At 58.0% G+C, this 26,233-nt stretch carries 23 protein-coding genes and 1 pseudogene; 10 read left to right on the top strand and 14 right to left on the bottom strand.

Going from position 1 to position 26,233, the window contains the following annotated elements; translation table 11 throughout:
- Positions 1–5: 5 nt before the first annotated feature.
- The 4 genes from HMPREF2935_RS05925 to HMPREF2935_RS05940 form a co-directional block, all read right to left on the bottom strand.
- Positions 6–1,499, bottom strand: a complete 1,494-nt coding sequence (locus tag HMPREF2935_RS05925) for a SpaH/EbpB family LPXTG-anchored major pilin (protein WP_070732387.1) — start codon at positions 1,497–1,499, stop codon at positions 6–8.
- Between the two features lie 375 nt (positions 1,500–1,874).
- Positions 1,875–2,153, bottom strand: coding sequence for a 50S ribosomal protein L27 (rpmA, locus tag HMPREF2935_RS05930; protein ID WP_005531747.1), 279 nt, complete (start codon positions 2,151–2,153; stop codon positions 1,875–1,877).
- A 42-nt stretch (positions 2,154–2,195) separates the two neighbouring features.
- Positions 2,196–2,501, bottom strand: coding sequence for a 50S ribosomal protein L21 (gene rplU / locus HMPREF2935_RS05935; RefSeq protein ID WP_061924117.1), 306 nt, complete (start codon positions 2,499–2,501; stop codon positions 2,196–2,198).
- A gap of 225 nt (positions 2,502–2,726) precedes the next feature.
- Positions 2,727–5,900, bottom strand: coding sequence for a translation initiation factor IF-2 N-terminal domain-containing protein (locus tag HMPREF2935_RS05940; protein ID WP_070455901.1), 3,174 nt, complete (start codon positions 5,898–5,900; stop codon positions 2,727–2,729).
- 226 nt (positions 5,901–6,126) lie between these two features.
- Between HMPREF2935_RS05940 and HMPREF2935_RS05945 the strand changes: the two genes are divergently transcribed.
- Positions 6,127–6,924 (top strand): hypothetical protein, encoded by a 798-nt coding sequence (locus tag HMPREF2935_RS05945; protein WP_083313187.1) that lies wholly within the window; start codon positions 6,127–6,129, stop codon positions 6,922–6,924.
- Positions 6,925–7,134: 210 nt separating this feature from the next.
- Here HMPREF2935_RS05945 and ndk read toward each other — a convergent pair whose 3' ends face one another.
- Genes ndk through HMPREF2935_RS05970 form a run of 5 tightly spaced genes read right to left on the bottom strand, consistent with a single transcriptional unit; the run spans position 7,135 to position 12,716 of the window.
- Complete coding sequence (ndk, locus tag HMPREF2935_RS05950; RefSeq protein WP_061924281.1) at positions 7,135–7,545, bottom strand: nucleoside-diphosphate kinase; 411 nt, start codon at positions 7,543–7,545, stop codon at positions 7,135–7,137.
- A 39-nt stretch (positions 7,546–7,584) separates the two neighbouring features.
- Positions 7,585–7,911 (bottom strand): hypothetical protein, encoded by a 327-nt coding sequence (locus HMPREF2935_RS05955; RefSeq protein ID WP_062043556.1) that lies wholly within the window; start codon positions 7,909–7,911, stop codon positions 7,585–7,587.
- A gap of 19 nt (positions 7,912–7,930) precedes the next feature.
- Positions 7,931–8,404 (bottom strand): DUF4233 domain-containing protein, encoded by a 474-nt coding sequence (locus tag HMPREF2935_RS05960; RefSeq protein WP_062037819.1) that lies wholly within the window; start codon positions 8,402–8,404, stop codon positions 7,931–7,933.
- The gene (locus tag HMPREF2935_RS05965; RefSeq protein WP_061924129.1) at positions 8,401–9,936 is read right to left on the bottom strand and encodes a bifunctional tetrahydrofolate synthase/dihydrofolate synthase; all 1,536 of its coding nucleotides are present in this window, start codon (positions 9,934–9,936) and stop codon (positions 8,401–8,403) included. The genes HMPREF2935_RS05960 and HMPREF2935_RS05965 overlap by 4 nt, the downstream gene beginning before the upstream one ends.
- Positions 9,936–12,716, bottom strand: a complete 2,781-nt coding sequence (locus HMPREF2935_RS05970; protein ID WP_062043553.1) for a valine--tRNA ligase — start codon at positions 12,714–12,716, stop codon at positions 9,936–9,938. Before HMPREF2935_RS05970 ends, HMPREF2935_RS05965 begins: the two co-directional genes overlap by 1 nt.
- Positions 12,717–12,850: 134 nt before the next feature.
- Here HMPREF2935_RS05970 and HMPREF2935_RS12680 point away from each other — a divergent pair.
- Positions 12,851–13,081: pseudogene (locus tag HMPREF2935_RS12680) on the top strand (3-methyl-2-oxobutanoate hydroxymethyltransferase); the annotation flags it as partial.
- A 17-nt stretch (positions 13,082–13,098) separates the two neighbouring features.
- Positions 13,099–13,932 (top strand): pantoate--beta-alanine ligase, encoded by an 834-nt coding sequence (gene panC, locus HMPREF2935_RS05975; RefSeq protein WP_070732388.1) that lies wholly within the window; start codon positions 13,099–13,101, stop codon positions 13,930–13,932.
- On the opposite strand, the gene HMPREF2935_RS05980 is transcribed toward panC, so the two are convergent.
- Positions 13,929–14,891, bottom strand: coding sequence for a malate dehydrogenase (locus HMPREF2935_RS05980; protein ID WP_061924137.1), 963 nt, complete (start codon positions 14,889–14,891; stop codon positions 13,929–13,931). The two genes, panC and HMPREF2935_RS05980, sit on opposite strands and share 4 nt — an antisense overlap.
- A gap of 272 nt (positions 14,892–15,163) precedes the next feature.
- Here HMPREF2935_RS05980 and HMPREF2935_RS05985 point away from each other — a divergent pair, with 272 nt between their 5' ends.
- On the top strand, positions 15,164–15,934 hold the full coding sequence (locus HMPREF2935_RS05985; protein WP_061924139.1) for a TetR/AcrR family transcriptional regulator: 771 nt from the start codon (positions 15,164–15,166) through the stop codon (positions 15,932–15,934).
- A 66-nt stretch (positions 15,935–16,000) separates the two neighbouring features.
- Here the strand turns inward: HMPREF2935_RS05985 and clpX are convergent, their stop codons facing one another.
- Both clpX and HMPREF2935_RS05995 read right to left on the bottom strand, forming a co-directional pair.
- Entirely contained in the window at positions 16,001–17,296 is a 1,296-nt protein-coding gene (clpX, locus tag HMPREF2935_RS05990) for an ATP-dependent Clp protease ATP-binding subunit ClpX (RefSeq protein ID WP_061924143.1), read from the bottom strand.
- Between the two features lie 304 nt (positions 17,297–17,600).
- Positions 17,601–19,100 carry a peptide MFS transporter gene (locus HMPREF2935_RS05995; RefSeq protein WP_070587538.1) on the bottom strand — a complete coding sequence of 500 codons (1,500 nt, stop codon included), beginning with the start codon at positions 19,098–19,100 and terminating at the stop codon, positions 17,601–17,603.
- A 285-nt stretch (positions 19,101–19,385) separates the two neighbouring features.
- Here HMPREF2935_RS05995 and HMPREF2935_RS06000 point away from each other — a divergent pair, with 285 nt between their 5' ends.
- The 3 genes from HMPREF2935_RS06000 to HMPREF2935_RS06010 are packed head-to-tail and all read left to right on the top strand — an operon-like array spanning position 19,386 to position 21,250.
- On the top strand, positions 19,386–19,739 hold the full coding sequence (locus HMPREF2935_RS06000) for a GntR family transcriptional regulator (RefSeq protein ID WP_061924149.1): 354 nt from the start codon (positions 19,386–19,388) through the stop codon (positions 19,737–19,739).
- 2 nt (positions 19,740–19,741) lie between these two features.
- Positions 19,742–20,560, top strand: coding sequence for an ATP-binding cassette domain-containing protein (locus HMPREF2935_RS06005; RefSeq protein WP_070732391.1), 819 nt, complete (start codon positions 19,742–19,744; stop codon positions 20,558–20,560).
- Between the two features lie 12 nt (positions 20,561–20,572).
- Positions 20,573–21,250 (top strand): hypothetical protein, encoded by a 678-nt coding sequence (locus tag HMPREF2935_RS06010; protein ID WP_070732392.1) that lies wholly within the window; start codon positions 20,573–20,575, stop codon positions 21,248–21,250.
- A 94-nt stretch (positions 21,251–21,344) separates the two neighbouring features.
- Here HMPREF2935_RS06010 and HMPREF2935_RS06015 read toward each other — a convergent pair whose 3' ends face one another.
- Positions 21,345–21,968 (bottom strand): ATP-dependent Clp protease proteolytic subunit, encoded by a 624-nt coding sequence (locus tag HMPREF2935_RS06015; protein WP_061924159.1) that lies wholly within the window; start codon positions 21,966–21,968, stop codon positions 21,345–21,347.
- Positions 21,969–21,989: 21 nt separating this feature from the next.
- The gene (locus tag HMPREF2935_RS06020) at positions 21,990–22,589 is read right to left on the bottom strand and encodes an ATP-dependent Clp protease proteolytic subunit (RefSeq protein ID WP_062043541.1); all 600 of its coding nucleotides are present in this window, start codon (positions 22,587–22,589) and stop codon (positions 21,990–21,992) included.
- Between the two features lie 137 nt (positions 22,590–22,726).
- On the opposite strand from HMPREF2935_RS06020, the gene HMPREF2935_RS06025 reads away from it, so the two are divergent.
- The 3 genes from HMPREF2935_RS06025 (at position 22,727) to nrdE (ending at position 26,217) form a co-directional block, all read left to right on the top strand.
- Positions 22,727–23,407 carry a metal-dependent transcriptional regulator gene (locus tag HMPREF2935_RS06025; RefSeq protein WP_070732394.1) on the top strand — a complete coding sequence of 227 codons (681 nt, stop codon included), beginning with the start codon at positions 22,727–22,729 and terminating at the stop codon, positions 23,405–23,407.
- A 117-nt stretch (positions 23,408–23,524) separates the two neighbouring features.
- Positions 23,525–23,983 carry a class Ib ribonucleoside-diphosphate reductase assembly flavoprotein NrdI gene (nrdI, locus tag HMPREF2935_RS06030; protein WP_070518240.1) on the top strand — a complete coding sequence of 153 codons (459 nt, stop codon included), beginning with the start codon at positions 23,525–23,527 and terminating at the stop codon, positions 23,981–23,983.
- A gap of 35 nt (positions 23,984–24,018) precedes the next feature.
- A complete protein-coding gene (gene nrdE, locus HMPREF2935_RS06035) occupies positions 24,019–26,217 on the top strand; it encodes a class 1b ribonucleoside-diphosphate reductase subunit alpha (protein WP_070732396.1) in 2,199 nt (732 codons plus the stop codon).
- Positions 26,218–26,233 lie beyond the last annotated feature (16 nt).

Consider the following 26,233-nt stretch of genomic DNA (forward strand, 5'->3'; position numbering starts at 1 on the left):
CCTCCTTAGGCCTGGGCGCGGTTGTCCTTGTAAGAGGTGTACAGACCGCGAGCCAGCAGGAGCAGACCGACCAGGAAGACCAGGACGATACCCCAAGCACCGGTAGCCGGCAGCTTGTTGATGATGGTGTTCTTCTGGTTCTCGACGGTCGCCGTCAAGGTCAGGTCACCTTCGTTGATTTCGACGTGCTGCAGCTCTGGGTTACGAACGTAGCCGTCTGGCGCCTTGGTCTCGAGAACGCAGTAGTTGTTCTGAGAATCACCTGTTACTGCAGCATAGGACTTGATCGGAACGCCGAAGCCCGTTGCAGTCGACTTAGCGTTATCGCCACCGCTGGTGGTCAAGGTCTTCTGCGGGTTGCCACTAGCAGTGCTTGCGACGCTCAGCGGGTCACCAACAGCGGTGTATCCGCCGCCGTCCTTAGCAACGCATTGGTACAGCTCGAATACCGCGCCGGCCAGTGGCTTATCGCCACCTTTGGAAGTCTTGTTAATGGTTAACGTGCCGAAGGTAGTGCTGGTTGGGCCGTCGCCATCGGTGGTGACGGTAGCGCCGTTCGGGTAGTTGATGGTTGCGGTGTTGGTGATAACACCGCCGGCTGGGATCTCCTTGACGGTCGCAGCGAAGTCAACGGTGACCTTCAAAGCAGGATCGGTAACACGCTGTTTCTCCAGCTTCTCCATACCTGCTTCAGTGAAAGTTACGGTCAGGGTGTTGTTGGCGGTGTCGATGTTGTAGTCGGTGCCAGCTTGCAGATCGACGCCTTTGGCTGCGACTTTAATCCCATCGGTCTTGAGGGTCAGTTCCTGCACGAGCTTGTCCTCGATCTTGAAGGTCGTCAGGTCGCTGGCTGGAACCGGAGCGTTGATGGTGTACTTGAGGTCGGTACCAATGGTGGCAGCGGAGTCATCAACCTGCTTGGAGGGGACCAGCTTCTGGTTCTTCGGGTAGACGTCGCGAGTGTAGGTCCATTTGCCGTCCTCATTGGAGTATGGCAGAGCAATCAGGAAAGGCTGGGCCGTGGTGTAACCAGTGCGGCTCTGCTCGGTTACGCGGTAGAGGCCCTGGCCGTTTGCTGCGGTAAACGTTGCAAGACCTCCACTAGTCGTGAGGGTCTCTCCAACCTTATCAGCGGGCAAAGCTTTGATTTGATCGACAGTGTAGTTGCCGTACTCTGCAGCCTTTGCCCAGCCAGCCTGGGTGGTGAGGTCTACTCCCTGAACCTTCTCCACCACGAATTGAGCGCCGTCGAGAGGCTTCAGTGCGTCAGGATTCTTAGGGGCACCAGTGTTACCCGGCTCTGGTTCGCCCTCGTACTTGTGGATGTTCAGGGTGACCGTAGCGTTGGGGTCTACGAGGTCAGCGGCAGCGGCAGGAGCGGAAGGCGTGGTTTCAACGCCAGCTTCCTGAGCGAGAGCGGGCGCAGCGAAACCAGCACTTGCAACGGATACGGTGCCTGCAGCAATTGCTGCTGCCAAGCGCATAGAGAACTTAGACATAGGGAATCCTATTCCCCCATCAAACTGGGGCATCGAGGGCGTTAAAATGGCGCCCGCTGAATATTTAGCAGTTCAATCCTAGTAAATCGTTCGCAACCCCACAAACTATGAAACCATCTTTACCCACACTATTCGGTCACAAAACCGCACAATCGCCACCCATAACGCAGCAAAAATCAGCTCTTTTACCCCCGTTTTTGTCATTTTTCCACCCACACGGTGAACATAAGAGAAAAATTAATACATTGAATCTTTTCTTATTTGATTAATATTTTTCTGTAAAGCCGGACAATTTTCCTGAAAAAGAAGGCGTAAATACAAAAACGAAAAAGGTCTGACTCCAAAAATCGGAATCAGACCTTTTTACGTTATTAACTAGGCAGAAGCCTCAACTGCAGCCTGCTCAGCCGGAACGATGTTCACGATGCGGCGGTTGCGCTTGATAGCGAACTCAACAGCGCCTGCCTCGAGTGCGAACAGGGTATCGTCGCCGCCGCGACCAACGTTCTCACCTGGGTGGAACTTGGTGCCGCGCTGACGCACGATGATCTCGCCGGCCTTAACCTGCTGACCACCGAAGCGCTTGACGCCGAGACGCTTAGACTCAGAGTCGCGACCGTTGCTGGAGCTGGAAGCACCCTTCTTGTGTGCCATGTGGTTTTCCCTCCTTCAGGGATTTCTCGAGCCGGTTAAGGCTTACTTGATACCGGTTACCTTCAGAACGGTCAGCGGCTGACGGTGGCCCTGACGCTTCTTGTAGCCAGTCTTGTTCTTGTACTTCAAGATGTCGATCTTCGGGCCCTTGCCCTGCTCGACGATCTCAGCAGAGACGGAGACCTTCTCCAGGTCAGCAGCCTTAGCCTTAACGGTTGCGCCATCGACGAGCAGAACCGGGGTGAGAGCTACGGACGTACCCGGCTCACCCTCGATCTTCTCGACCTTGACGAGGTCACCTTCAGCAACCTTGTACTGCTTTCCGCCGGTCTTGACGATCGCGTACATAGAGGGTTACCCCTTATCTAAACTCGGCTCAGAAGCGGCAGGGTGAGCCACTTCTGAATGGACAATTACTTATTGCGTTTATCCCTGGCGCTATGTGTGGCGCCCGCGCAAAACAACGACTCGGCCGATGCAGCGCATTCATGGTCTAAACAGCGACTGTCAAAGACTACCCCGTCACGGGCAGAAAATACAAACTGCGTATTTTCTCTCCCGCGTGGCGAAGGCCTACTTTGCGCTGCGCCGTGCTACGCGACGCCGTCCGCGCCCACTGCCGCCCTTGCCAGAAGCACGCCCCTTTTCCCACTCAGCCTGGCGATTTTCGCTCTGCTTAGCCGGATTTTCCTGAGTGTTTTCTGCTGCTGGCTGCGCGGACTTACGAGCCACCGCCTTGCGGACGGCCCGCTTGCGGCCACGGCGAATGACCTTGGTTTCGGTAGCTGCAGGCTCTCCTGCTTCTTCTGCCTCGGGCTCTACCACGGGGGCATCCTTTGGTTTGGCAGCACTCTGGCGAACAACGCGGCGACGACCACGCACTCGCTTTAGCGCAGCCTTCGGCTTGCGCTCCACCTTTTCCTCGGCGGGCGCTTCCTTTTCAGCCGGAGCCAGGAAGTCCTGCGGCTGCGGGCGGTGGTCGGAACGCGAGTTGCCACGGGTGCGGCGCTTACGACGCGGCGAAGCCTCGAACTCTGCAACGGCTTCCTCGTAGGTCTGCTGCTTATCGCTTTCCTGCTGCTTCGGAGCATTCGAACGCACGCTACGACGACGGCCGCGTCCGCTCTTGCGTTTATCATGGCGTGGCTGCTCTTCTTCGTCGGCAACGTACGAGCTGAACTCTGCGACGTCGTCAAGCTCTGCGGCGTTTTCCGCAGCAGCATAACCGATGCTTGCGATGTCTTCTGCAGAAGTACCAGCGTCCTGAGGCTTCCTTTCCTCACGCTGGACGCGGCGACTACGACGGTTACGGCGCTTCTTATTGCCCTTCTGCTCGTCCTGCTCCTCCTCGCCCACGACGATGCCAGCTACGAGTTCCTCGATGGAGGTCTTCTTTTCCCCCTGTTGCTCTTGGTCCTGCTCATCCTCGTGGCGGTGCATGGCAACGGCAGCCGGATGCTGCTGCGGATCATGTTCGGGGTGACGGCGTTCGCGACGCTGGCGGCGTCCCTTGTGCTCGTGACTGCCGTGAGTATCCTGCTCTTCTTCCACTGGGTACTCGTGGATGATGATGCCGCGGCCATGGCAGGTCTCGCACTCGGTGGAGAAAGTCTCCACCAAGCCGGTGCCCAGGCGCTTACGGGTCATCTGTACCAGACCCAACGACGTGACCTCAGAAACCTGGTGGCGCGTGCGGTCACGACCCAAGGCCTCCTTGAGGCGGCGCAGAACCAGCTCCTGGTTCTCCGGCAGAACCATGTCGATGAAGTCCACGACAATCATGCCGCCCAAATCACGCAGACGCATCTGGCGCACGATTTCCTCGGCAGCCTCAAGATTGTTACGGGTGACCGTCTCCTCCAGGTTGCCGCCGGAACCGGTGAACTTGCCGGTGTTGACGTCAATCACGGTCATGGCCTCAGTGCGGTCAATGACCAAGGTGCCGCCGGAAGGCAGCCATACCTTACGGCTGAGCGCCTTATGCAGCTGCTCATCGATGCGGTAGGTAACAAAGGCGTCTTCCCCGCCGTTGCTGCGTGCGTCGTACTTCTCCACGCGGTCAGCGAGATCGGGCGCCATGGACTCTACATAGGCGCTGACGGTGTTGAAGGAACGCTTGCCGTCAACGATGAGCTTGGTGAAGTCCTCGTTGAAAAGGTCTCGGACGACCTTAACCAGAAGATCTGGCTCTTCATACATGGTCACCGGCTTGGCACCCTTGGTGGACTTCTCGTGCTCAGCGCGGCGAGTGATGTCCTCCCACAGGTCATGGAGGCGATTGACGTCGGTGGAAATGGCCTCTTCGGAGACGTTCTCGGCTGCGGTGCGGATGATTGCGCCGCCGTCGCCAGGCACAACGCGCTCCAAAATGGATTTCAAGCGCTTGCGCTCCGGAACAGGCAGCTTGCGGGAAATACCCGCGCTGCGGCCACCTGGGACATAGACCAGGTAACGGCCGGCCAGGGAAATCTGGGTGGTCAGACGCGCGCCCTTGTGACCGATTGGGTCCTTAGCCACCTGGACCAGAACCTGGTCACCAGACTTGAGCGCATTTTCAATCTTGCGTCCGCGGCCGCCCAGACCAGCAGAACGCCAATCCACTTCACCGGCATAAAGCACGCCATTGCGGCCCTGTCCGATGTCGATGAAGGCAGCCTCCATCGAAGGCAGGACGTTTTGCACGCGGCCCAAGTAGATATTGCCGATGAGCGAGGCCTGGGCCTCAGTGGTGACGAAGTGCTCTACAAGGAGATCGTCTTCGAGGACGCCAACCTGCGTGATGATGCCAGCGCCATCGGCGCGCTCCTTGTCGCGCACGACCATGGTGCGCTCGACGGATTCCCGACGCGCCAGGAACTCCGCCTGGGAGACGATGTGCTGACGCTCTCGGCCCTTCTCACGCAGCTCGGCACGACGACGGCGCTGCGCTTCGATGCGAGTGGAACCCTTGATTGCTTTAGGCTCTTCGATCGTCTCGGTCTCGTGCTCATGCCCCTGTGCCCCACGGCCACGGGACGTACCACGGCTACCGCGTCGGCGACCACCGCTGCGAGCTTCCTCGGAGGTCTCCTCCGTCTCACGCGGCTGCGGCTTTTCCAACTTCGGCGCTATGAAGATGGGAGCGAAGTCGTAGACCTCTGGCTCGTCCTGCGGCATCGGCGTAACGACGGGTGCATACTCGTCTTCGTCGAATTCATCGCCGGCTTCTACTAGCGCCTCATGCAGCTTCTCGACGTCGACGGTGCCCGTGTCCGCATGCTCAGCTTCTTCTGGCTGCGCAGTGTCTTCGACGGTCTCAGCGGTTTCGGCGAGCTCGGCCTCGATCTTTTCCTCGATCTGGGAAATCTCGTTGGCGACGTTCTTGCGCACGCGGTCGCGCAGCTTGGCATCGTCCTGCTCGTCTTTGATCTCAGCGGGCTGGGCGACGGCCTTCTTCTTTTTAGCCTTCTTGTTTTCTTGCTTGTTTTCTTGGGCCTCGCCATCGCCCGCCTTGGCGATGATGGCATCGAGGACTTGGCCTACCTCTTCCCGCGTGAGGGAGGATTGCGCGGCCTTTTTCAGGCCCAGCTCGGCGTATTCAGCAACGAGCTCTTTGGAGCTAAGCCCCAGCTGCTTTGCCACCGTATACAGGCGGGTCTTTTCTGCAAAAGCTTCGCGGTCAATCTTTGCGGCGAAAGCTGCTGCAGCAGCATATGAGTTTTCAGTTTTCGTATTCTTTGCAGTCTTCGTAGTCTTCTTAGTCGCCATCTGGTGACCTTCTCCTGACAAAATCAGCGGCACAATCCCCGGGCGCAGGCAACATAATCAGCACCTTTTGACTGACACAGGCTTTCTGCAGCCACACGAGGGGGCCGGAATGTATGGTGCGGTATGAAGTTTTCTGCTTCCCATTGTGGCACAGGACGTCGGCAAGCTGTGCTTTAGCCAAACCAAGCCCCACGAGATATAGACCACCTGTGGCAAGATGTCAGACATGGAAGCGCCTGAGGAGAAAGAAGAACTCGCAATTCCTGAGCACGCACCGCGCACGGTGGCACAGGCTCGGGCCCGTAACGAGATTTCGATGCGCGATATTTTTATCGGCTCGATTCCGCTTTCCCTCGCGTTTGCTTTATCCAATCCAGATCTGGGGCACTATTCAGGCCAGTACGTGGTGGTGGGCATTTGCATCGTGCTTAGTGTGCTGGCGGGCATCAACATTCTGCGCAAAAAGCCCAAGATGATTCAGGCCGTGCGCGAGGAGTATAAGTCGGGCGACTACTCCTCCTTGGCCTATATCGGCCCCTTCCTGCCGGTGGTGGGTGCGCCAATTCTGTGGCTGGCCGATGACTTCGGCCTCGTCCCAGATGCCACTATCTCACCCATCGTGCTAACTGTCTGCAAGGCTATCTACATGGTGCCAGCGTTCACGCTTGGCGGTTGGGCCTCGTTTACTGGCCCATACCGCACTGGGCGGCGGCGCATTCGTAAGACGCTGGAGCATTCTTCGATCGAGGGAATCACCGAGACGACCTTGCAGGCTGTAACCGACTACGCCGATATTGTCTCCGCGCTGGTGGCAGCCGGTGCTGTGGAAGGCAATATCGTGAGCGTCAAGCAGTTGGGTTACATCACCGGGCAGGAGGAAGGCCTCGAAAAACGCGTGCTGGAGCTGGAAAAGACCGGCGTGATTAAGCTGCGCGGTGTGCGCCATTCCGATAACACTCGCACGTGGGATGTCACGCTGACCGAGTTGGGTGTGCGGAGCATGTATGAGGCGCGGAGGCGTTAGCTGAGGGCTGCTGGGGCTTGGGCCGCACATTTTGCCAAATAGTGCGCTGAAACGGGGTGGTTTTGGCGGCATATTTGGCAAATTGCGCCTACGCGGTGCAGATACGGCGCCAACGCGGTGCAGATACGGCGCCAGCGAAGGAGAAGGGGCGTCAAACACGAAGAAAGCCCGCACTCGCCAAGCGAATGCGGGCTAAAAAGCTAGATGCTTTTACAGGTTCGGGAACCAGATGGAGATCTCGCGCTCAGCGGACTCTGGGGAGTCAGAGCCGTGAACAACGTTCTCGCCGACGGTCAGAGCAAAGTCGCCGCGGATGGTGCCCGGGGTGGCCTTGGAAACTGGGTCGGTGCCGCCGGCCAGCTGGCGCCATGCCTCGATAGCGCGCTCGCCCTCAACAACGCCAGCAACCAGCGGTGCGGAGGTGATGAACTCAACGAGGTCACCGAAGAATGGCTTGTCCTCGTGCTCTGCGTAGTGCTTCTTAGCGGTAGCCTCGTCTGCAACGCGCAGATCCATAGCAACCAGCTTCAGGCCCTTGCGCTCAATGCGGGTGATGATTTCACCGACGTGGCCGTTCTTAACGCCGTCTGGCTTGATGAGAATGAGTGTACGTTCAGTCATGGCTGCCATAGTACTAAAGCTATTCCGCCGCGTCTCGCGCTAGGGGTGAGATGTTTGGTTCAGCCCGCGCACGATCTTCTCTGCGTGGTTGTAATCGGTCCCCTTAAACCACAGCTGCACCTGTTTTACGGCGGTGCCGAACTGGCCGTTTTCCAGCAGTCGGTTAAGTTCGGCTCGCTGCTCTTCTGAAAGATCTGTCTCACTAACGGGAGTTGCGGGGCGCGCCGATTGCCACAGGCCGAGCGCCAGGAACGCGGCGGCAGCAAGCAGCGCAACCAGCGGCATCCAAGGCTGCCCGGTCATTGCGCGCAGCAGCAAGGCCGCAATGCAGCCCAGTGCCGCGAGGAAAAAGTAGAGATAGCGCATGCCTGCAAAGTCTACGTGGCTATTGGCGCGGCTGCGAGGCGTTTAGGTGCTGGGTGGTGAGGTATCCGCGCTTCATGCGCTCGACGATGATGCCGCGCATGTAAGAAGCCATAAGCCACAGCAGGCCAAAGATGATGAAGATGGCCGCGATGGACCAGTGGATCATAAAGCCCAAGATGATAGCGAGCACGTGCAGCGCAATCATGGCGTTGACAATCCACGGCTTGTTCATGAACGCGAAGCTAACGAGCAGCAACACAGCCAGGCCAATCACTACGGAGTAGTTAAACGGGGTCCACAGCGTGCCGTCGTAAAGCTTGTACAAAAGTGGCAGCGCCAGCACGAGGGTGAGCAGCTCCATGGTCAGAGAGCTGGCCACCACCATCCCGCCAAACTGCTTGAGCGGGTCTTTGACCGGTGCCTTGCCGAGACCGAGCGGACTGATTTCAGATTCCGGCACCTCGTTGCGGTTGGTGCGGCGGGACTGACTCATGCGGGATCCTTTCCAAACATCGCGCGGGCGTCGCCGGCAGTGACGACGGAACCCGTGATGACGATACCCGAGCCGGACTGAACTTCCGCATCCTCAGCCAGTTCCACTGCTTGCGCGTAGGCACCGGGCAGATCAGGCTCCACGTAGACGCGCTCCTCGCCGAAGATGTCGCGGGCGAGCTCTGCCAGCTCGTAGGCGTCGCGGGCGCGCGGAGAAGAGTTTTGCGTGATGACGACCTCAGTGAGATAAGGCTCGAGGGCCTCCAATATGCCAAGGGCATCCTTGTCTTCGAAGATGCTGATGACGCCAACGAGGCGCGCGAAGTCGAAGTCGCGGTCAAGGGCCGCGCCTAGGGCCTTCGCGCCGTGCGGGTTATGGCAGGCATCGACGAAGGTCGTGGGGCTGGTGCGCACGCGTTCCAGACGGCCGGGAGAGATGGCCTGTGCAAAGCCGTTGCGCACGGTGGCCGCATCGAGCGGCTTGCCTGCCGACGCCCCGAAGAAGGCCTCGACCGCAGCCAGCGCCACGCCGGCGTTTTTAGCCTGGTGCTCGCCGTGCAGCGGCAGGAACACGTCCTCGTAGAGGCCGCCCAAGCCCTGAATGTTCAGCTGCTGGCCACCGACCGCGATGCGGGACTCCAGCACCGCGAACTCGCTGCCGGAGCGCGCCACGCCCGCGCCGACCTCGACGGTGCGCTGCAGGATGACGGACATCGCCTCCGGCTCTTGCTCCGCGATAATGGCGATGTTCTCGCGCGGGGCAAGGACGTCATCATCGTCGTGCTCGCGCGCCTTGATGATGCCGGCCTTCTCCCCCGCGATCTCGGCGAGGGTATCGCCCAGGTAGTCGGTGTGGTCGAGGCCCACCGGCATGATGACGGAGACCTCGGCGTTGACCACGTTGGTGGCATCCCAGGTGCCGCCGAGGCCGACCTCGACCACGGCGACGTCGACTGGCGCGTCGGCGAAGGCCGCATAAGAGATGGCCACCAGCACCTCGAACTTGGACATCGGAATGTCCGAGCGCGCGTCGACCATCTCGACATAAGGCTTGATTTCGCCCCAAATGCGCACGAAGTCACGCGGGTGAATCGGGCGGCCATCGATGCCGATGCGCTCGGTGACCAGCTGCAGGTGCGGGCTCGTCACCAATCCGACGCGGCGGTGGAAGGCGCGCAGCAAGGAGTCGATCATGCGGGAAGTCGAAGACTTGCCATTCGTGCCCGCGACGTGGATGACCTGGAAGGACTTCTCCGGGTTACCCAGCAAATCCATCAACGCCTGGATGCGTTCCAGGCTCGGAGCGATCTGGGTTTCGGGCGCGCGGGCGTTGAGCTCGGCGTCGACAAGCGCTAGCGCTTCGAGTTCCTCCGGGCTGACCTCGATGGGAGCGGCTTCCTCGTACTCGTCTTCCGCGCCCATGCCGAGGTTGAGCTGCAGGCCGGACTCCGTGATCTCCACGGGTCCGCCCTCAGTGCCCTCCTGCAGAGCGTCGACGAGTTCGTATTCCTCGCGATCTTCTCGCTTGCTCACTACTTAAGTGCCTCCAAGCGTGCAGTGATGCGGTCGACTTCTTCCTGTGCCACCTGCTGGCGGGTGCGGATCTTCTCCACGACCTCCTCCGGAGCCTTGGCTAGGAAGGACTCATTAGCCAGCTTCTTGCCGGTCTGCTCGAGCTCCTTGTTGGCCTTGGCCAGATCCTTTTCCAGGCGCTTGCGCTCTGCCTCGACGTCGACTGCGCCGGAGGTATCGAGGGCGACCTCGACGGTGCCCTGGGAAAGGCGAACCTCGATGGAAGCAGAGGCGGTAAAGCCCTCTTCCGGCACGGTGGTATTAGCCAGGTTGCGCACCAGGTTCTCCTGACCTGCAAGGTCCACCGAGGCGAAGTCCAGGCGGCCTGGAACCTTCTGCGAAGGCTTAACGCCCTGGTCAGAGCGGAAGCGGCGCAGCTCGGTGATGAGCTTGTCGGCGTCCGCGATACGGCGAGCGGCAACCTCGTCGGTGGCCATGCCGCCGTTGGTATCGGCCGCGGTTGGCCACGGGGCAATCACGATTGACTCGCCGCCGGTAAGTGCCTTCCACAGGACCTCGGTGACAAAAGGCATGGTTGGGTGCAAAAGGCGCAGGACGACGTCGAGGACGCGGCCCAGGACGATCTGGGTGTTGCGGCCGGTCAGCCGCTCCGCGTCTGACGTATCTGCCGAATCGACGTCGCGCGGAATCTGGGACTTGGCAATCTCCAGGTACCAGTCACACAGCTCATCCCAGATGTAGTGGTAGAGCAGCTCGTTGGCCTTGGAGAACTGGTAGTCATCCAGGTAAGCGTCGAACTTGACGCGGACCTCTTCGGCGCGGTCCAGGATCCAACGGTCGGCGTCGGTTAGCTCCTCGCGTGCCGGCAGCTCCGCCACGCCAGCGCCGTTCATGAGCGCGAACTTGGTGGCGTTGAAAAGCTTGGTGGCGAAGTTACGGGAAGCCGCAGCAGCGTCGGAGCCCAGCGGCAGGTCGACGCCCGGGTTTGCGCCACGCGCCAGGGTAAAGCGCAGGGCATCCGCGCCGTAGTCGCGGACCCAGTCCATCGGGTCGATGCCGTTGCCCAGGGACTTCGACATCTTGCGGCCCTGCTCATCGCGAACCAAGCCGTGCAGGTAAATGTCGTGGAAAGGAATCTGTGGGCGGCCATCACGCGCGGAGCCATCACCAGCGTTGAGCAACTCCGGGGTCTGGCCGCCAGCGAAGGTGCCGAACATCATCATGCGGGCGACCCAGAAGAACAGGATGTCGTAGGCAGTGACCAGCACGTTGGTTGGGTAGAACTTCTCCAGGTCCGGAGTCTTTTCCGGCCAGCCCAGCGTGGAAAATGGCCACAGCGCAGAGGAGAACCAGGTATCCAGAACGTCTGGATCCTGCTCGTAGCCTGCCGGCGGCTCCTCGTCAGGGCCGACGCAGACGATATCGCGGGTGGTGTTGCCCTCGGCGTCGGTGGTCTCCGGACCGTACCAGATCGGGATGCGGTGGCCCCACCACAGCTGGCGGGAGATGCACCAGTCGTGCATGTCATCGACCCACTCGAAGTAACGCGGCTCGAGGGAGGTCGGGTGAATCGTGGTATCGCCCTCGCGCACGGCGTCGCCGGAGTACTTGGCCAGCTTTTCTACCGCCACGAACCACTGCAGGGAAAGGCGCGGCTCGACCGGCTCGCCGGAGCGCTCGGAGTGGCCAACGGAGTGGACATAAGGGCGGATTTCCTTGACGATGCGACCCTGTTCACGCAGCGCCTCTCGGATCTCCACGCGTGCTTCCTCACGAGTCAGGCCATCGAACTTGGTGCCGGTGTTCGCGATGTGGCCGGTGGAGTCCATGATGGTGGGCATGTCCAGGTTGTGGCGCAGGCCCATCTGGTAGTCGTTCGGGTCGTGGGCCGGGGTGATCTTCACAGCACCGGTGCCGAATTCCATGTCCACGTAATCATCAGCGATGACCTTGAGCTTGAGATCATCACGGAATGGGTGGGCAAACTCCTGCCCCACCAGGTCCTTGTAGCGCTCGTCATCGGGGTGGACGGCAATCGCGACGTCGCCAAGCATGGTCTCCACGCGGGTGGTGGCCACGATGAGGTGCGGCTCGTCGTCGTTTAGCGAGCCGTAGCGGATGGACACGAGCTCGCCCTCGACGTCCTTGTAAACAACCTCGATGTCGGAGACCGCGGTCTCCAGAACCGGGGACCAGTTGACCAGGCGGTGGGCCTGGTAGATCATGCCGGCGTCGAAAAGCTGCTTAAAGATGGTCTGGACCGCGCGGGACAGGCCCTCGTCCAGGGTGAAGCGCTCGCGGGACCAGTCCACGGAGTCACCAATGGCACGCATCTGATTCTGGATGGTGCCGCCGTATTCTTCCTTCCATTCCCAGACCTTGGAGATGAACTCCTCACGCTCATAATCCCAGCGCTTTTTGCCCTCGGTCTCCTTCAGCTTGGCTTCGACCTTGGTCTGGGTGGCGATACCCGCGTGGTCGGCGCCCGGCAGCCACAGGGTGGCATAACCCTGCATGCGCTTGCGGCGAATGATGGAGTCGATGAGGGTGTGGTCTAGGGCATGGCCCATGTGCAGCTGGCCGGTCACGTTGGGTGGCGGCAGCACGATGGAATAAGGCTCTGCCTCGCTGGCGGCATCCGGGGTGAAGTAGCCGGCTTCGACCCAACCTTCGTAGAGGTCCTTTTCTACCGCCTGCGGCTCCCAGGACTTCGGAAGCGCGTCAGCACGGTTAGTGCCTACTAGTTGCTCTTTATCTACAGCGTTGTTCTGCTCAGTCACCCGGACAAGTCTACCCTGTCGGTCAACTGGCTTTTCACCCCCATTGGGCGAAATCGGCACCGCGGGCGCCGGCGGCTGGATACATTGTCTGTCATGTCTTCACATCCTGGAACTTCCCCGGCGCGCCTGCGCACTCGCTGACCAAGGAGGTCTCCTTCCCCACCATCGGCATCGGCGCGGGCAATGCCTGCGATGGGCAGATTCTGGTCTGGACCGACGCTTTTGGCATGGGCGCGGGCAAGACGCCGCGCTTTGTGCGCCGGTATGCGGATCTGCGCGGCATGCTTGCCGAAGCCGCGCGTTCCTACGCCGCCGACGTTCACTCGCGCGCGTTCCCGAATGAGGCGGAATCCTTCAGCGACTAGTCTTTAAGGTTTGAGTAATGCAGGTTTTTGAAACTATTTCGCAGCTGCGTACTTTCCGCGCGGAGCAGGCCGCTGCCGGGCGGAGCGTGGGATTGGTGCCGACCATGGGTGCTCTGCATGCCGGGCACGGCGCGCTGGTTAAGCGCGCACGCCAAGACAACGACGTGGTCGTGGTCTCGGTGTTTGTAAATCCGCTGCAGTTTAGTGATTTGGGCGAGTGCGATGACTACCGGAACTACCCGCGGGATCTGGAAGGTGACGCGAAGTTCTTGGAATTAATTGGCGTGGATGCGGTTTTCGCGCCGCGCATGGAACAGATGTATCCGTCTGGTACCCCGTTAGTGTGGGTGCGCACTGGGCGCATGGGTGAGGTGCTCGAGGGGGCTTCCCGCCCAGGCCACTTCGATGGTGTGGCCACGGTGGTGACCAAGCTCTTTACTATCGTGCAGCCCACCCGCGCCTACTTCGGGCAAAAGGATGCCCAGCAGGTGGCGGTGATTCGGCGCATGGTGGCAGATCTCGACCTGCCGGTGGAGATTGTGGCGGCACCCATCGTCCGCGCGGCAGATGGTCTGGCGGAATCGAGCCGCAATCAAAGGCTCAGCACGAAGGAGCGTGACCAGGCACTGGCGCTATCGCGCACGCTATTTGCGCTTCGCGACGGCGCCTTCGCCGACGTAACGCAGGCCGCCGCGGCGCTGGATGCCAGCGAGGGCGTGAAGCTGGACTACCTGACGGTAGTCGATCCGAAAACGCTAGAGCCGGTGGCTGCTGCAGCGCGCCCTGCCCTAGCGTTGGTTGCCGCATTCGTGGGTCCGGTGCGGCTTATCGATAACCTGCTGCTCGATTAAAGCAGGTGCTGGACGGCTTCGCGCTCAGCGCGCAGCTCCTCCACGTTGGCCTGGATGCGTTCGGTCTGGAACTCACCAAGCTCTAGGCCCTGCACGATTTCCCAGGTGCCGTTCTTGGCCACGGTGGGGAAACCAAAGATAAGGCCCTCGTCCACGCCATAAGAGCCATCGGAGACCACCGCGGCGGTGCGCCAATCCTCAGTGCCGTGGATCCAGTCGTGCATGTGATCGACTGCAGCAGAGGCAGCAGAAGCAGCGGAGGAATGACCGCGGACCTCGATGATTTCCGCGCCGCGCTTGGCCACCTTCGGAATCATCTCCTCGGTGTACCACTTCTCATCTACCTCCGCGTTGGAGTAGCTAAGGTCTGGGAACTGGGTGGCGGAGTGGTTGCCCCAGACGGCCACCTTGGTGAACTCTGCGGTTGGCGTGCCGGTCTTGAGCGAAAGCTGGCTGAGCGTGCGGTTGTGGTCTAGACGCATGAGTGCGTTGAACTGGCTGGCGTCCAGGTCTGGTGCGCTCTGGGCGGCGATGTAGGCATTGGTGTTGGCCGGGTTACCGACAACGAGCACGCGGACGTCGCGCGCGGCGTGATCGTTGATGGCCTTGCCCTGGACGGTGAAGATGGCGCCATTGGCCTCAAGGAGGTCCGCACGCTCCATGCCCTTGGAGCGCGGGCGCGCGCCCACGAGGAAGGCAGCCTTGGTGTCCTTGAAGGCCACTGCTGGGTCATCGGTGACGGTGATGCCGCGCAGCAGCGGGAAAGCGGAGTCAGCCAACTCCATGGCCACGCCTTCTGCGGCGCCTACAGCGTCAGGGATTTCGAGCAGCGCGAGCTCTACCGGGGTGTCTTTTCCGTAGACGTCGCCAGCAGCGATGCGCCACAGCAGCGAATAAGCGATGTTACCGGCTGCCCCAGTAACGGTTACTTTGACGGGCTTCAATGCTGACTCAGTCATGTGCAATCCTCCTGCGGGATGTGGTGAAACAAACGTGTTCTTAAAGCCCACCTTAGCCTTGCGCGCAGAACTTATGCAGCAGGTTACTCCCCCTCTTTTGGAGTCAATCGAGATCACAAAATTGCGAAAATTACCCCCAAATGTCCCGCAGTTCATGACTTTATTTTCACTTGAAACTCGGAAAAGTTGGTTTTTGGGCACTATAGGAAAGAGAAAGAAAGAGTCTTAAAGGAACAGATTCATCTCGCACAGGACTTACAAGGACGGAAACAATGACCATGGACGCCACTGATTCGGCTTCGCCCGATTCCGTCGGCACCGCCGAGCTTACGGGCTCCGTCGACAAAGTAATCGACGTCGCCATCGAGCAGTTCTCCGAGTTGGGATTCGCTGACACCAAGTTGGACAACATTTCCCGCCTCGCCGGCATGTCCAAGCGCATGATCCATTACCACTTTGGTGACAAAAAGGGCCTGTACCAGCAGGCCCTCACGGTTGCGGCACGCCTCCTCAACCCACCGGCAGGCAGCCTTGAGCTGGACTCTGCAGTCCCAGTGGAAGGCGTACGCACGCTCGTAGACTGGCTTTTCAAGCAGCACGTTGAGCACCCAGAGGCCATCCGCATGATGACGATGGAATCCTCCACCGGCGCGCTTGATGGCGGCCACGCGCTAATCGACGTCTCCGAAGTTTTCCTTCACTTGGACAAACTTCTGATGCTGGGCCAGGACTCCGGCGCCTTCCGCCCGGGCATTTCGGCCAACGATATCTTCACCCTCATTGCCTCCCTCACGATGTACCGCGTGACCAATCGCTCGATGATGCAGAATTTGTTGGACATCGACATGCGCAGCCCCGAAAACACCGACGGCATGCACCGCATGACTGTCGACGCAGTCCTGGCATTCCTTACCACCAACATCCCGGATTCCGGGCACAGCTCCTACCTCACCACCAGCGCCGCCGACGAAGACAACGACGCTAGCCCGCAGGATATCTACTCCAGCGACGAAGAGCAGGCCGCATCGGATATTTACGAATAAAGCCTAAAAGAGCCGCCTTTTAGAAGGCGGCTCTTTTTACATGTGGGCTAGAGGGAAACGCGCTAGCTAGGCAGATTCCTTTTCGGCGTCAGAGTAGACAAACTCCGGCTCGCCCTCGCCCTTAACGCAGGCCTCGGTAATGTGCACGGCCGTGATGTCCTCGCGGTCTGGCAGGTCATACATGATGGGAACGAGCAGCTCCTCCATGATGGCGCGCAAGCCACGAGCGCCGGTCTTGCGCTCAAGCGCGAGCTCGGCAATGGAGCCCAAGGCCTCGTCTGCGAAGACCAGTTCCGCGCCATCCATCTCGAAGAGGCGCTGATATTGCTTGATGAGCGAGTTCTTCGGCTCCACCAAGACCTTGACCAAGGACTCACGATCGAGGTTGTCCACGGTGGCCACAACCGGCAAGCGGCCGATGAACTCCGGGATAAGTCCGAACTTTACGAGATCCTCAGGGCGTACCTCAGAGAAGAGGTCGAGCTTCTCGCGCTCGCTGGCAGTCTCGAGCTTCGCGCCAAAGCCCACGCCCTTCTTGCCCACGCGCTCTGCGATGACTTTATCGAGGCCAGCAAAGGCGCCAGCAACAATAAACAGGATGTTCGAGGTATCGAGCTGGATGAACTCTTGGTTGGGGTGCTTACGGCCACCCTGCGGCGGGATGGCGGCTACGGTGCCCTCCAAGATCTTCAGCAGGGCTTGCTGCACACCCTCACCGGAAACGTCACGAGTAATGGATGGGTTTTCAGACTTGCGGGAAATCTTGTCCACCTCATCGACGTAGATGATGCCGCGCTGCGCGCGCTCTACGTCAAAGTCTGCGGCCTGCAGGAGCTTGAGCAGGATGTTTTCTACGTCCTCGCCCACATAGCCGGCCTCGGTAAGGCTGGTGGCGTCGGCGATAGCAAAAGGAACATCCAGCATGCGAGCCAGCGTCTGCGCAAGGTAGGTCTTGCCGGAACCGGTAGGACCGAGCAGCAGGATGTTGGACTTAGCGATCTCGACGTCCTCATCCTCGACTTTCTTGCGGCGGCTTTCCAGGCCCGCTGCTTCTTCTGCCTTGATGCGCTTGTAGTGGTTATAAACCGCCACCGAAAGCACGCGCTTGGCCTGGTCCTGGCCGATGACGTACTTATCAAGGAAGGAGGAAATCTCCGAAGGGCGCGGAAGCTTTACTTCCTTCTCGGCATTGTCAGCCGCGGCGGCTGCGCCGAGTTCTTCTTCGATGATCTCATTACACAGCTCGATGCACTCATCACAGATGTAGACACCGCCGCCGGCGATGAGCTTTTTCACCTGTTTCTGGCTCTTGCCACAAAAGGAGCACTTGAGCAGGTCAGCGCTTTCTTGCATACGTGCCATTAAGGTCTTTCCACTCGCTTTTGATTATTGATTGTGGTGGGAAGATTCTAGGATGCCAATCCTTTGCATCCGGCGCCCTTAAAAAGGGGCGCGTCCCACAGATACCTCCACCTTAGTAAATCAACGCGACACCGCCCTCATTCATTCCTCCGCGTGGCGCAGCCTCAACCCCTCCTTGAGACTTCCCTTTTCGCAGTTCACATACACTATGCGTCTGCTTTCAGCAGGCAACGCAGGGACCAAGAAAACGGCGACGACGCCGCGGGCCTTAAGACCAACGGCGTCGGAAAGCATCGGCTCCTTTTTAGCGGAAGGTGGCGAAGTTCTTAACCACCCAGCGGCTGACTGCCAGGACCAGCAGCCCCAGAACGATGGAAGCGATGCCCAGGGAGATAAAGAAGGTATTCTCCGCGCCAGCGTCCTCCGGGTTGTAGAAACCAGCCAGGGAGCCAGCCAGGGAGGTACCCATGGCAACGGCCATCATCCACACCGCCATCATGCGGGAGGGGAAGGCACGTGGCGCGACCTTCGTAGCAAGCGCGTTACCAACCGGGGACAGCAAAAGCTCACCCATGGTGAACAGGAAGAGGATGCCAATGATGGCAAACATCGGCGTGGAATTTGCACCGGTACCGGAGTACGGCAGGAAGAAGAACAAGGAAATACCGATGATGATGTTCGCGGCGCCGAACTTCACTGGCGTGGACCACTGACGGTTACCGAGCTTGGTCCACATCGTTGCGAAAATCGCAGAGAAGACCACGATGAAGACCGGGTTGAAGGACTGCACCAGTGACGGCGGAATCTCGATGCCGAAGAAGTTACGGTCCAAGCGCACATCCGCGTAGATGGTCATGACGGTGAACTGCTGCTGGAAGATACCGAAGAACAAAACACCAGAGACAAACAGCGGGATAAATCCCAGCAGACGCTTCTTCTCTTCCGCATCAACCAGCTCGGAGAAGTACATCTGGCACCACAATACGATTGCCGCCAACAGCGCAACGACGGTGACGATGTTGGATAGCCAATCGACCTTGACAACGCCGGTTGCGATGGAAATTACCGCAATTGCCACGATGCCAAGGACGGCAGCTAGGCCGAGCAGCATCTGCTTGCTGCTAGCAGGGTTCGGGACCTCGTGGCCTGCATCCTTGATGGTGGACTTGCGCATCAGGGTGTACTGAATCAGGCCCGCGAACATGCCGATTGCCGCGAGGCCAAAGCCCCAGTGGAATCCCTTCCAGCCCCACATGATTGTTGTGACAAACGGGCCTAATAGAGCGCCGATGTTGACACCCATGTAGAAGATGGAGAAACCACCGTCACGGCGGGTGTCATCACGGCTATATAGCGAGCCAAGCACCACCTGGGCGGTGGTCTTCACGCCGCCAGAGCCGATGGCAATGAGAACCAAACCAATCGCCAGACCAATAACGTCCGGAATAAACGCCAGAGCGATATGACCGAGCATCACCAGGTTCGCGGAGTAGAACAGGGTGCGCTCCGGGCCCAAAATTCGGTCTGCAACCAAAGAGGCCAAAAGGCAGGCCATATAGACCAGACCGCCGTAGGCACCAACCACGGACGTTGCAGCGGTCTTGTCCATGCCTAGTCCGCCATCGGTGACGGAGTAGTACATATAGAGCAAAACGATCGACTGCATGCCGTAGAAGCTGAAACGCTCCCACATCTCGATGCCAAATAGGTTGGCTAGGCCCCACGGATGCCCGAAGAACAGTCTTTCTTCAGGCTCCGTTTTGTGTGCTGTCGCGCCAGACAGCTGCGTATTGTGATCTGACATATAAATAGTTGACCACTAATTCTCGGTAACAACAAATCGGTTGGTTGCCCGAAATATTTGTTAAAGCACGCGGCTGCAGAAAGTTCCACGTCATGGCCCCGCACTGCGAAAACTTTCACACTTATATTTGCAGCCGAATCGACCAAGGGCCGGAGCATCAATCTCCGCTTCTGCCGCTTGCTCTTGACGACACATCAAAGCTCATTTAGGGTTACCCACATGGGTGGTAAACCCACAAACCCACAAACCGCTTTGTTATCAGTCACGCATCCGAAAAGAGGTCTCATGGGCAATCCCCTCCCCCTCTACCAACAACTCGCCAGCGGCATCCGCGACATGATCATGTCCAGCCAGCTCGCCCCCGGCGACCGCGCCCCCAGCACAAACGAGCTTTCCGCATTCCACTCAGTCAACCCCACGACAGCGTCCAAGGCCTTAACCGCGCTCTTCGACGAAGGCCTGCTCGAAAAGCGTCGCGGACTTGGAATGTTCGTCACTCCCGAAGCGCGCACCCGCATTGCAGAAAAGCGTCGTGCCGCATTACACGAGGATTTCGTCGCACCGCTTCTAGCCGAAGCACGAGCCCTCGGAATCACAACGGCTGAGCTCATCGAACTCATCAAAAGCGAAGGAGAATAACCATGCACACTATCGAGGCAAAAGACCTCCGAGTAAAGGACTTTCTCCACGCTCACTCGATCCGATTGAAGCCCGGAATTTACGGCATTATCGGCACCAACGGTGCGGGCAAGACGACGCTTATGAGAGCGATTGCGGGTCACCTTCCAATGACATCCGGCTCTATCGAGACTGCCCCAACTGCCCTTGCACGCACCGGCGCTGACATTTTGCTGGCGGGGCACACAGTGAAAGATCACCTTCGCATCGCCCAGAAAGCGCGAGGCGAACTCGACATCGCCTATGCGAACCGTCTCCTAGCCCGCTTTGAGCTTCACCCCTCAGAGGTCTGCTCGAGGCTTTCCACCGGCAAGCGCCAATTGATTGCCAACATCACCGTTCTTGCTGCACGCACGCCTGTCACGCTGATGGATGAGCCTTTCACTGGGCTAGACGTACCGACGCGTGAGGTACTGCGCCAAGTCATCATCGAACACGCATCCCACAACGACGATTGGACGTTACTTCTATCCTCACATCGCGCCGAGGATCTCGCTGGCCTCGTTGAGGGGCTCATCGTCGTGCAGAAAGGCCGCGCGGTTGGTCCACTTCTGCTCGACGAACAGCGGGAACTATATCCACTGTTCACGGGCGAGAGCAGTGCCGTTGATGACGCAGTTGCCGCACTCACGGGGAGCGTCGTCAGCCAGCAAAAGCTCGGGCGAACCTCTCGCGTACGTGTCCAACTAGCGGAGCCGCTGAATACTCCTCTCCACGGCATAGACACCGATTTCCCAGACGACGTCCAACTCATCGACTCACTTGTATCCGCACAGCTTTAAAGGAGCAACACCATGACCGCACTCGTTTCGGCACACCGAAAGACAATCGCAGTATTTGCACCCCTCATCATTGTGCTCGCCGTGGGCGCTTACCTAGTTCCGCATGACTCCAGCCAAGTTAGCGTTAATCCCACTTTCTGGATCATCTTCTCGGCTATCTTTTGGGCGATACTTTGCGCAAGCGCAACCTCGCAGTTCAAGGTTTTGCGCAGCCTCGATATGCCGCAGAAGCGGTGGCAGATCGCAGCTCACGGGTTTGCCATCGTGGGCTCCGTTCTTTTTGGACTCGTCGCCGCCGCAGCACATTACATCGCGGTATCCGCAGGCGTTGATGTCGATAGCTCTTTTGAGGTTGCTGTCAACGGCGATACCGGCACCCTTCCAACTTGGTTAGCTCATTTGCTTTCTGTCCTGGCATTCCTGACCACTTACCTCGTTGCGGGCTATGCTGGCACGGCGATAGGGATGCTCTTCAAAGCGCTTGATAATAGAAGTATCGCTATGCGAACCATCACCGCCGCTGGAGGCATTCTCCTAGTCTATTTCCTAGCAATCGCGATAAACTGGGCCGCATACACCTTCAGTATCCCAATCGAGGCACCGTACCCAGGCCTATTCATTTTCAGCGGTATCGCTATCATCGTCAGCGTTGTGCTGATGTGGCGGCTGCCTAGACACATCCATCCGTAGAACGGGTTTGGGTGACGCACCAAGACCTATAGAACTAAAACCAAAGCCCTTGCACCACGAATACGGTGCAAGGGCTTTAGCTTAACTACTGGTTTTAGGCGTTGAGCTTGCGGTAATCAAAGACGGTATCGATGATGCCGTACTCAACGGCTTCCTGAGCGGTCAGGATCTTGTCGCGGTCAGTGTCCTCACGGACCTGGTCTGCGGTGCGGCCGGTGTGCTCAGCGAGGGTGGTCTCCATGAGGCGGCGCATGCGCTCGATCTCGTTAGCCTCGATCTCTAGGTCAGAAACCTGGCCCTGGGTGCCCTGGGTGCGTGGCTGGTGAATCAGCACGCGGGAGTTCGGCAGTGCCGCACGCTTGCCCGGTGCGCCGGCAGCCAGCAGGACGGCTGCAGCAGATGCAGCCTGGCCCAGGCACACGGTCTGCACATCAGGACGTACGTAGCGCATGGTGTCGTAGATAGCCATCAGCGCGGTAAAGGAGCCACCCGGGGAGTTGATGTACATGGTGATGTCGCGATCTGGATCCTGGGACTCGAGGACCAGCAGCTGCGCCATGATGTCATTCGCCGAGGTGTCATCAACCTGGGTGCCAAGGAAGATGATGCGCTCCTCAAAGAGCTTGGAGTATGGGTTGGTGGTCTTAGAGCCTTGTGCGTTCTGCTCGACAAACTCCGGCAGAACGTAGCGGGAATTAGGCATTTGAAGGTTAGACATAGTGATAATTCTCCTTATTCCCTAGTTATTGATCGGGCCGTTTACGGACTCGATGACGTGGTCAACGATGCCGTATTCCTTGGCCTGCTGTGCGGTGAACCAACGGTCACGGTCAGAATCCTTGGTGATTTGCTCAAAGCTCTGGCCGGTATGCTCAGCGATCAGCTGCGCCATTTCGCGCTTGGTCTGAGCAAACTGCTCAGCCTGGATGGCGATGTCAGCAGCGGTGCCACCCACGCCAGCGGAAGGCTGGTGCATCATGATGCGAGCGTGTGGCAGAGCGTAGCGCTTGCCCTTGGTGCCGCCGGAGAGCAAGAACTGGCCCATGGAAGCTGCCAGACCCATGCCATAGGTAGCAATATCGCACGGCGAGTACTTCATCGTGTCGTAAATGGCCATGCCCGCGGTAACGGAGCCACCCGGCGAATTGATATAAAGCGAAATATCGCGCGTGGGATCCTCTGCGGACAGCAGGAGAATCTGGGCGCACAGCTTGTTCGCAATCTCATCATCCACCTGGGTTCCCAGGAAGATAATGCGCTCGCGCAAGAGGCGCTCATAGACGCTATCGCCCAGGCTCATACCAGTAGCGGATGAGTTCATTGAAATCTTCTCAGACATTAATGATGCTCCTTCAATTGAAAAATTTTTAACTGGCCCCACCTTACCGACATTCTTCTCAAATTTGGCCCCTGTTCGCTATGAGCGTTGGGAGCGCTACGTCAGCACACACTAAGGTGCTGGGTTAAGATTTTCCCATGTCTGTTTCCGAGCTTTCCACTAGCACACAGAATTATTTGAAAGCCATCTGGGGGCTAAAGGAATGGTCATCTGAGCCCGTAACCGCCACGCTTATTTCAGCACATTTAGGGCTCAAACTCTCCTCAGTCTCCGATGCAGTGCGCAAAATGACCAAGCAAGGGTTGGTATCACACACACCTTACGGAGCAGTGGAGCTCACCGATCGGGGTAGACAGTATGCATTGGATATGGTGCGCCGTCACCGATTGCTTGAATCTTTCTTGGTACAGGCATTGGACTATACATGGGACGAAGTCCATGACGAAGCAGAAAACCTCGAACACGCAGTGTCGGACATGCTGATAGAGCGCGTGGACAAGTTCCTCAATTTTCCCAGCAGGGATCCACACGGCGATCCTATTCCCACAGTTGATGGGAACATCACGATTCCTCGTGCACACCGGCTCTCTGACAGCGGAGCACAAACTCAGGTGATCGTTGAACGAATCTCCGATTCCGACCCACAACTACTAGCTTTCCTGAAAGAACACGGCATCGTCACGGGTGCCGTTCTAGACACGCGCGAAGGAGCCCCCTTTTCAGAATCACTCGAAGTGCGAGTATTTGGTAGCGCTCCGTGGGTACTGCTCGGACGCCCAGCTACCGACGCAGTTTTTGTAGCTCCTCATACCCCATAAAAGCCATCCCCCTCCACCTAAACCTAACATTACCTGCCCTTTTAAAATATACGTTGCAACGTAGTTTGCAACTACGCTCACACGTAGTTACGCTTTCGTATATCACATATCCCACGAATGGCTCAGGCCAGGATGAGCAGGATTGCTATGTCAGACTCACCAGATTTGGTGTACTTTTCGAGCGTTTCTGAAAACACAAAAAGATTTGTTGAACGCCTAGGCAGACCCGCAGTGCGAATTCCACTACGGCCCAAGAAAAACGGAATGATCCAGGTTTCACACCCGTATGTACTCGTCGTCCCTACCTACGGAGGCGGCTCTCTCAAACGCGCGGTTCCTAAACAGGTCATCACTTTCCTTAACGACCCAATCAATCGATCCTTTATCCGCGGCGTCATTTCCTCAGGAAACACCAATTTCGGAAACGCCTACTGCGTAGCCGGCCAAATCATTTCCGCCAAGTGCCACGTGCCCGAGCTGTATCACTTCGAGCTACTCGGCACCCAAAAAGATATTGACATCGTAAAACAAGGTCTTCACAAGTTTTGGGAACAGCAAGAACACGTCAAAAAATGAAGAACACGTCCGGACCACACAGATTGGACTACACAATGACCCCTCCGCAGACCACACCCACGCAGCCTGTTGACGCAGCCCATCGCATCACCACCGGTGCTAACGACGAAGGCGGCGTTGGTAAGCGCAAAAGTTACCATGCGCTCAACGCACAGCTGAACTTATTCGATTCTTCCGGGAGAATTCAGTTCGACAAAGATATTGAGGCAGCACAAGATTATTTAGCCCACCATGTTGCTCCCCGCATGCGCACATTTAGCTCCACCACGGAACGCCTGGAATGGTTAGTAGATAATGAATACTACGAGCGGGGTTTCCTCGAACTTTACGAGGACGAGTTCCTGTGCGCCATATATGACAGAGCACATCGCGCCCAGCATCGGTTCCGCACATTCCTCGGCGCATTTAAGTTCTTTACTTCCTACGCGCTAAAAACCTTTGACGGCTCAACACTCCTTGAAGGCTACGAAGAACGCGTCACCACCACAGCTCTTTACCTGGCACAAGGCGACAAAGTTCTTGCAGAGAAACTGGTGGACGACATCATGTCCGGACGATTCCAGCCCGCCACCCCTACTTTTCTCAACGCAGGCAAGGCTCAGCGCGGTGAAATGGTGTCTTGCTTCCTCCTGCGAATAGAAGACAACTTGGAAAGCATTGGCCGCAGTGTGAACTCCGCGCTACAACTATCAAAACGCGGCGGTGGCGTGGCCCTATTGCTAAGCAATCTGCGCGAATCCGGAGCCCCGATCAAAAAGATTGAGAACCAAGCATCCGGCGTAGTCCCAGTTATGAAGATTCTGGAGGATAGTTTCAGCTATGCCAACCAACTGGGAGCCCGCCAGGGCGCTGGGGCTGTCTACCTGCATGCGCATCACCCAGATATTCTTCGCTTCCTCGATACCAAACGGGAAAATGCAGATGAAAAAGTTCGCATCAAGACCCTTTCACTGGGTGTCGTTATTCCGGATATAACGTTTCGCCTGGCCAAAGAGAACAAGGACATGCATCTGTTTAGTCCATATGACATTGCTCGCGAATACGGCGTGCCCATGTCCGACATGTCTATCACCGAGCATTACGACGAGCTGGTGACCAATCCGCGAATTTCGCACACCACCATCAAGGCCAGGGAGTTTTTCACTACGCTTGCTGAGCTTCAATTTGAATCTGGATACCCCTATATCCTCTTCGAAGATACGGTCAATCGCTCTAATCCCCTCAAAGGACGTATCAATATGTCCAACCTGTGTAGCGAGATCCTTCAAGTCAACACGCCATCCACTCTTGGCCCATCTGGCAACTACACCACCATCGGCCAAGACATTTCATGCAATCTGGGTTCGCTCAACATCGCTAAGGCCTTTGCATCACCGGATTTTGGAGCAACTGTAGAAACCGCAGTGCGCGCGCTCACCCAAGTCTCAGATCTTACCGATATCGAAGCAGTTCCTTCCATTGCTAAAGGCAATGAATCCATGCACGCGATTGGTTTGGGGCAGATGAATCTCCATGGTTTCCTTGCTTCCAAACGGATTCCCTATGGCTGCGCCGAGGCTTTGGACTTTACCAACTTCTATTTCCTGACTGTGACCTATCATGCGCTGCGCACATCCCATGCGTTAGCGGTAGAGAAAGGTCAGCGATTCCAGGGTTTTGAAGACTCTGCTTATGCCTCCGGCGCATTCTTCGACAAGTATCTCAAACAGGAATGGGTACCTGCCACCAAGCGAGTAGAGCAGCTTTTCCATGAAGCAGGCGTGCGGATTCCTACACGCGAGGACTGGCTGAAATTAAAGAATCAGGTGGCCCGAGACGGAATATATAACGCCTATCTACAGGCAGTTCCACCCACTGGATCAATTGCCTACATCAATGATTCGACTGCATCCATCCACCCGATTGCCTCCAAGATCGAAATTCGCAAGGAAGGCCGCTTGGGGCGCGTGTACTTCCCCGCACCGGAAATGACCAACGACAATGTGGAGTATTTCGAGGACTCTTTCACCGTGGGATACGAGAAAATCATTGATACCTACGCCATGGCCACGCAGCACGTGGACCAAGGCCTTTCTCTGACCTTGTTCTTTACTGCCGACAGCACCACTAGGGATATCAACAGGGCGCAAATCTATGCCTGGAAGGCCGGCATCAAGACCTTGTACTACATCCGTTTACGCCAATCCGCGCTCCAAGGCACTGAGGTCGAAGGCTGCGTCTCCTGCGCTTTATAGGAGCGCTGCCCTCCCA

The organism is Corynebacterium sp. HMSC076D02 (assembly GCF_001813815.1).
GTDB lineage: Bacteria > Actinomycetota > Actinomycetes > Mycobacteriales > Mycobacteriaceae > Corynebacterium > Corynebacterium simulans.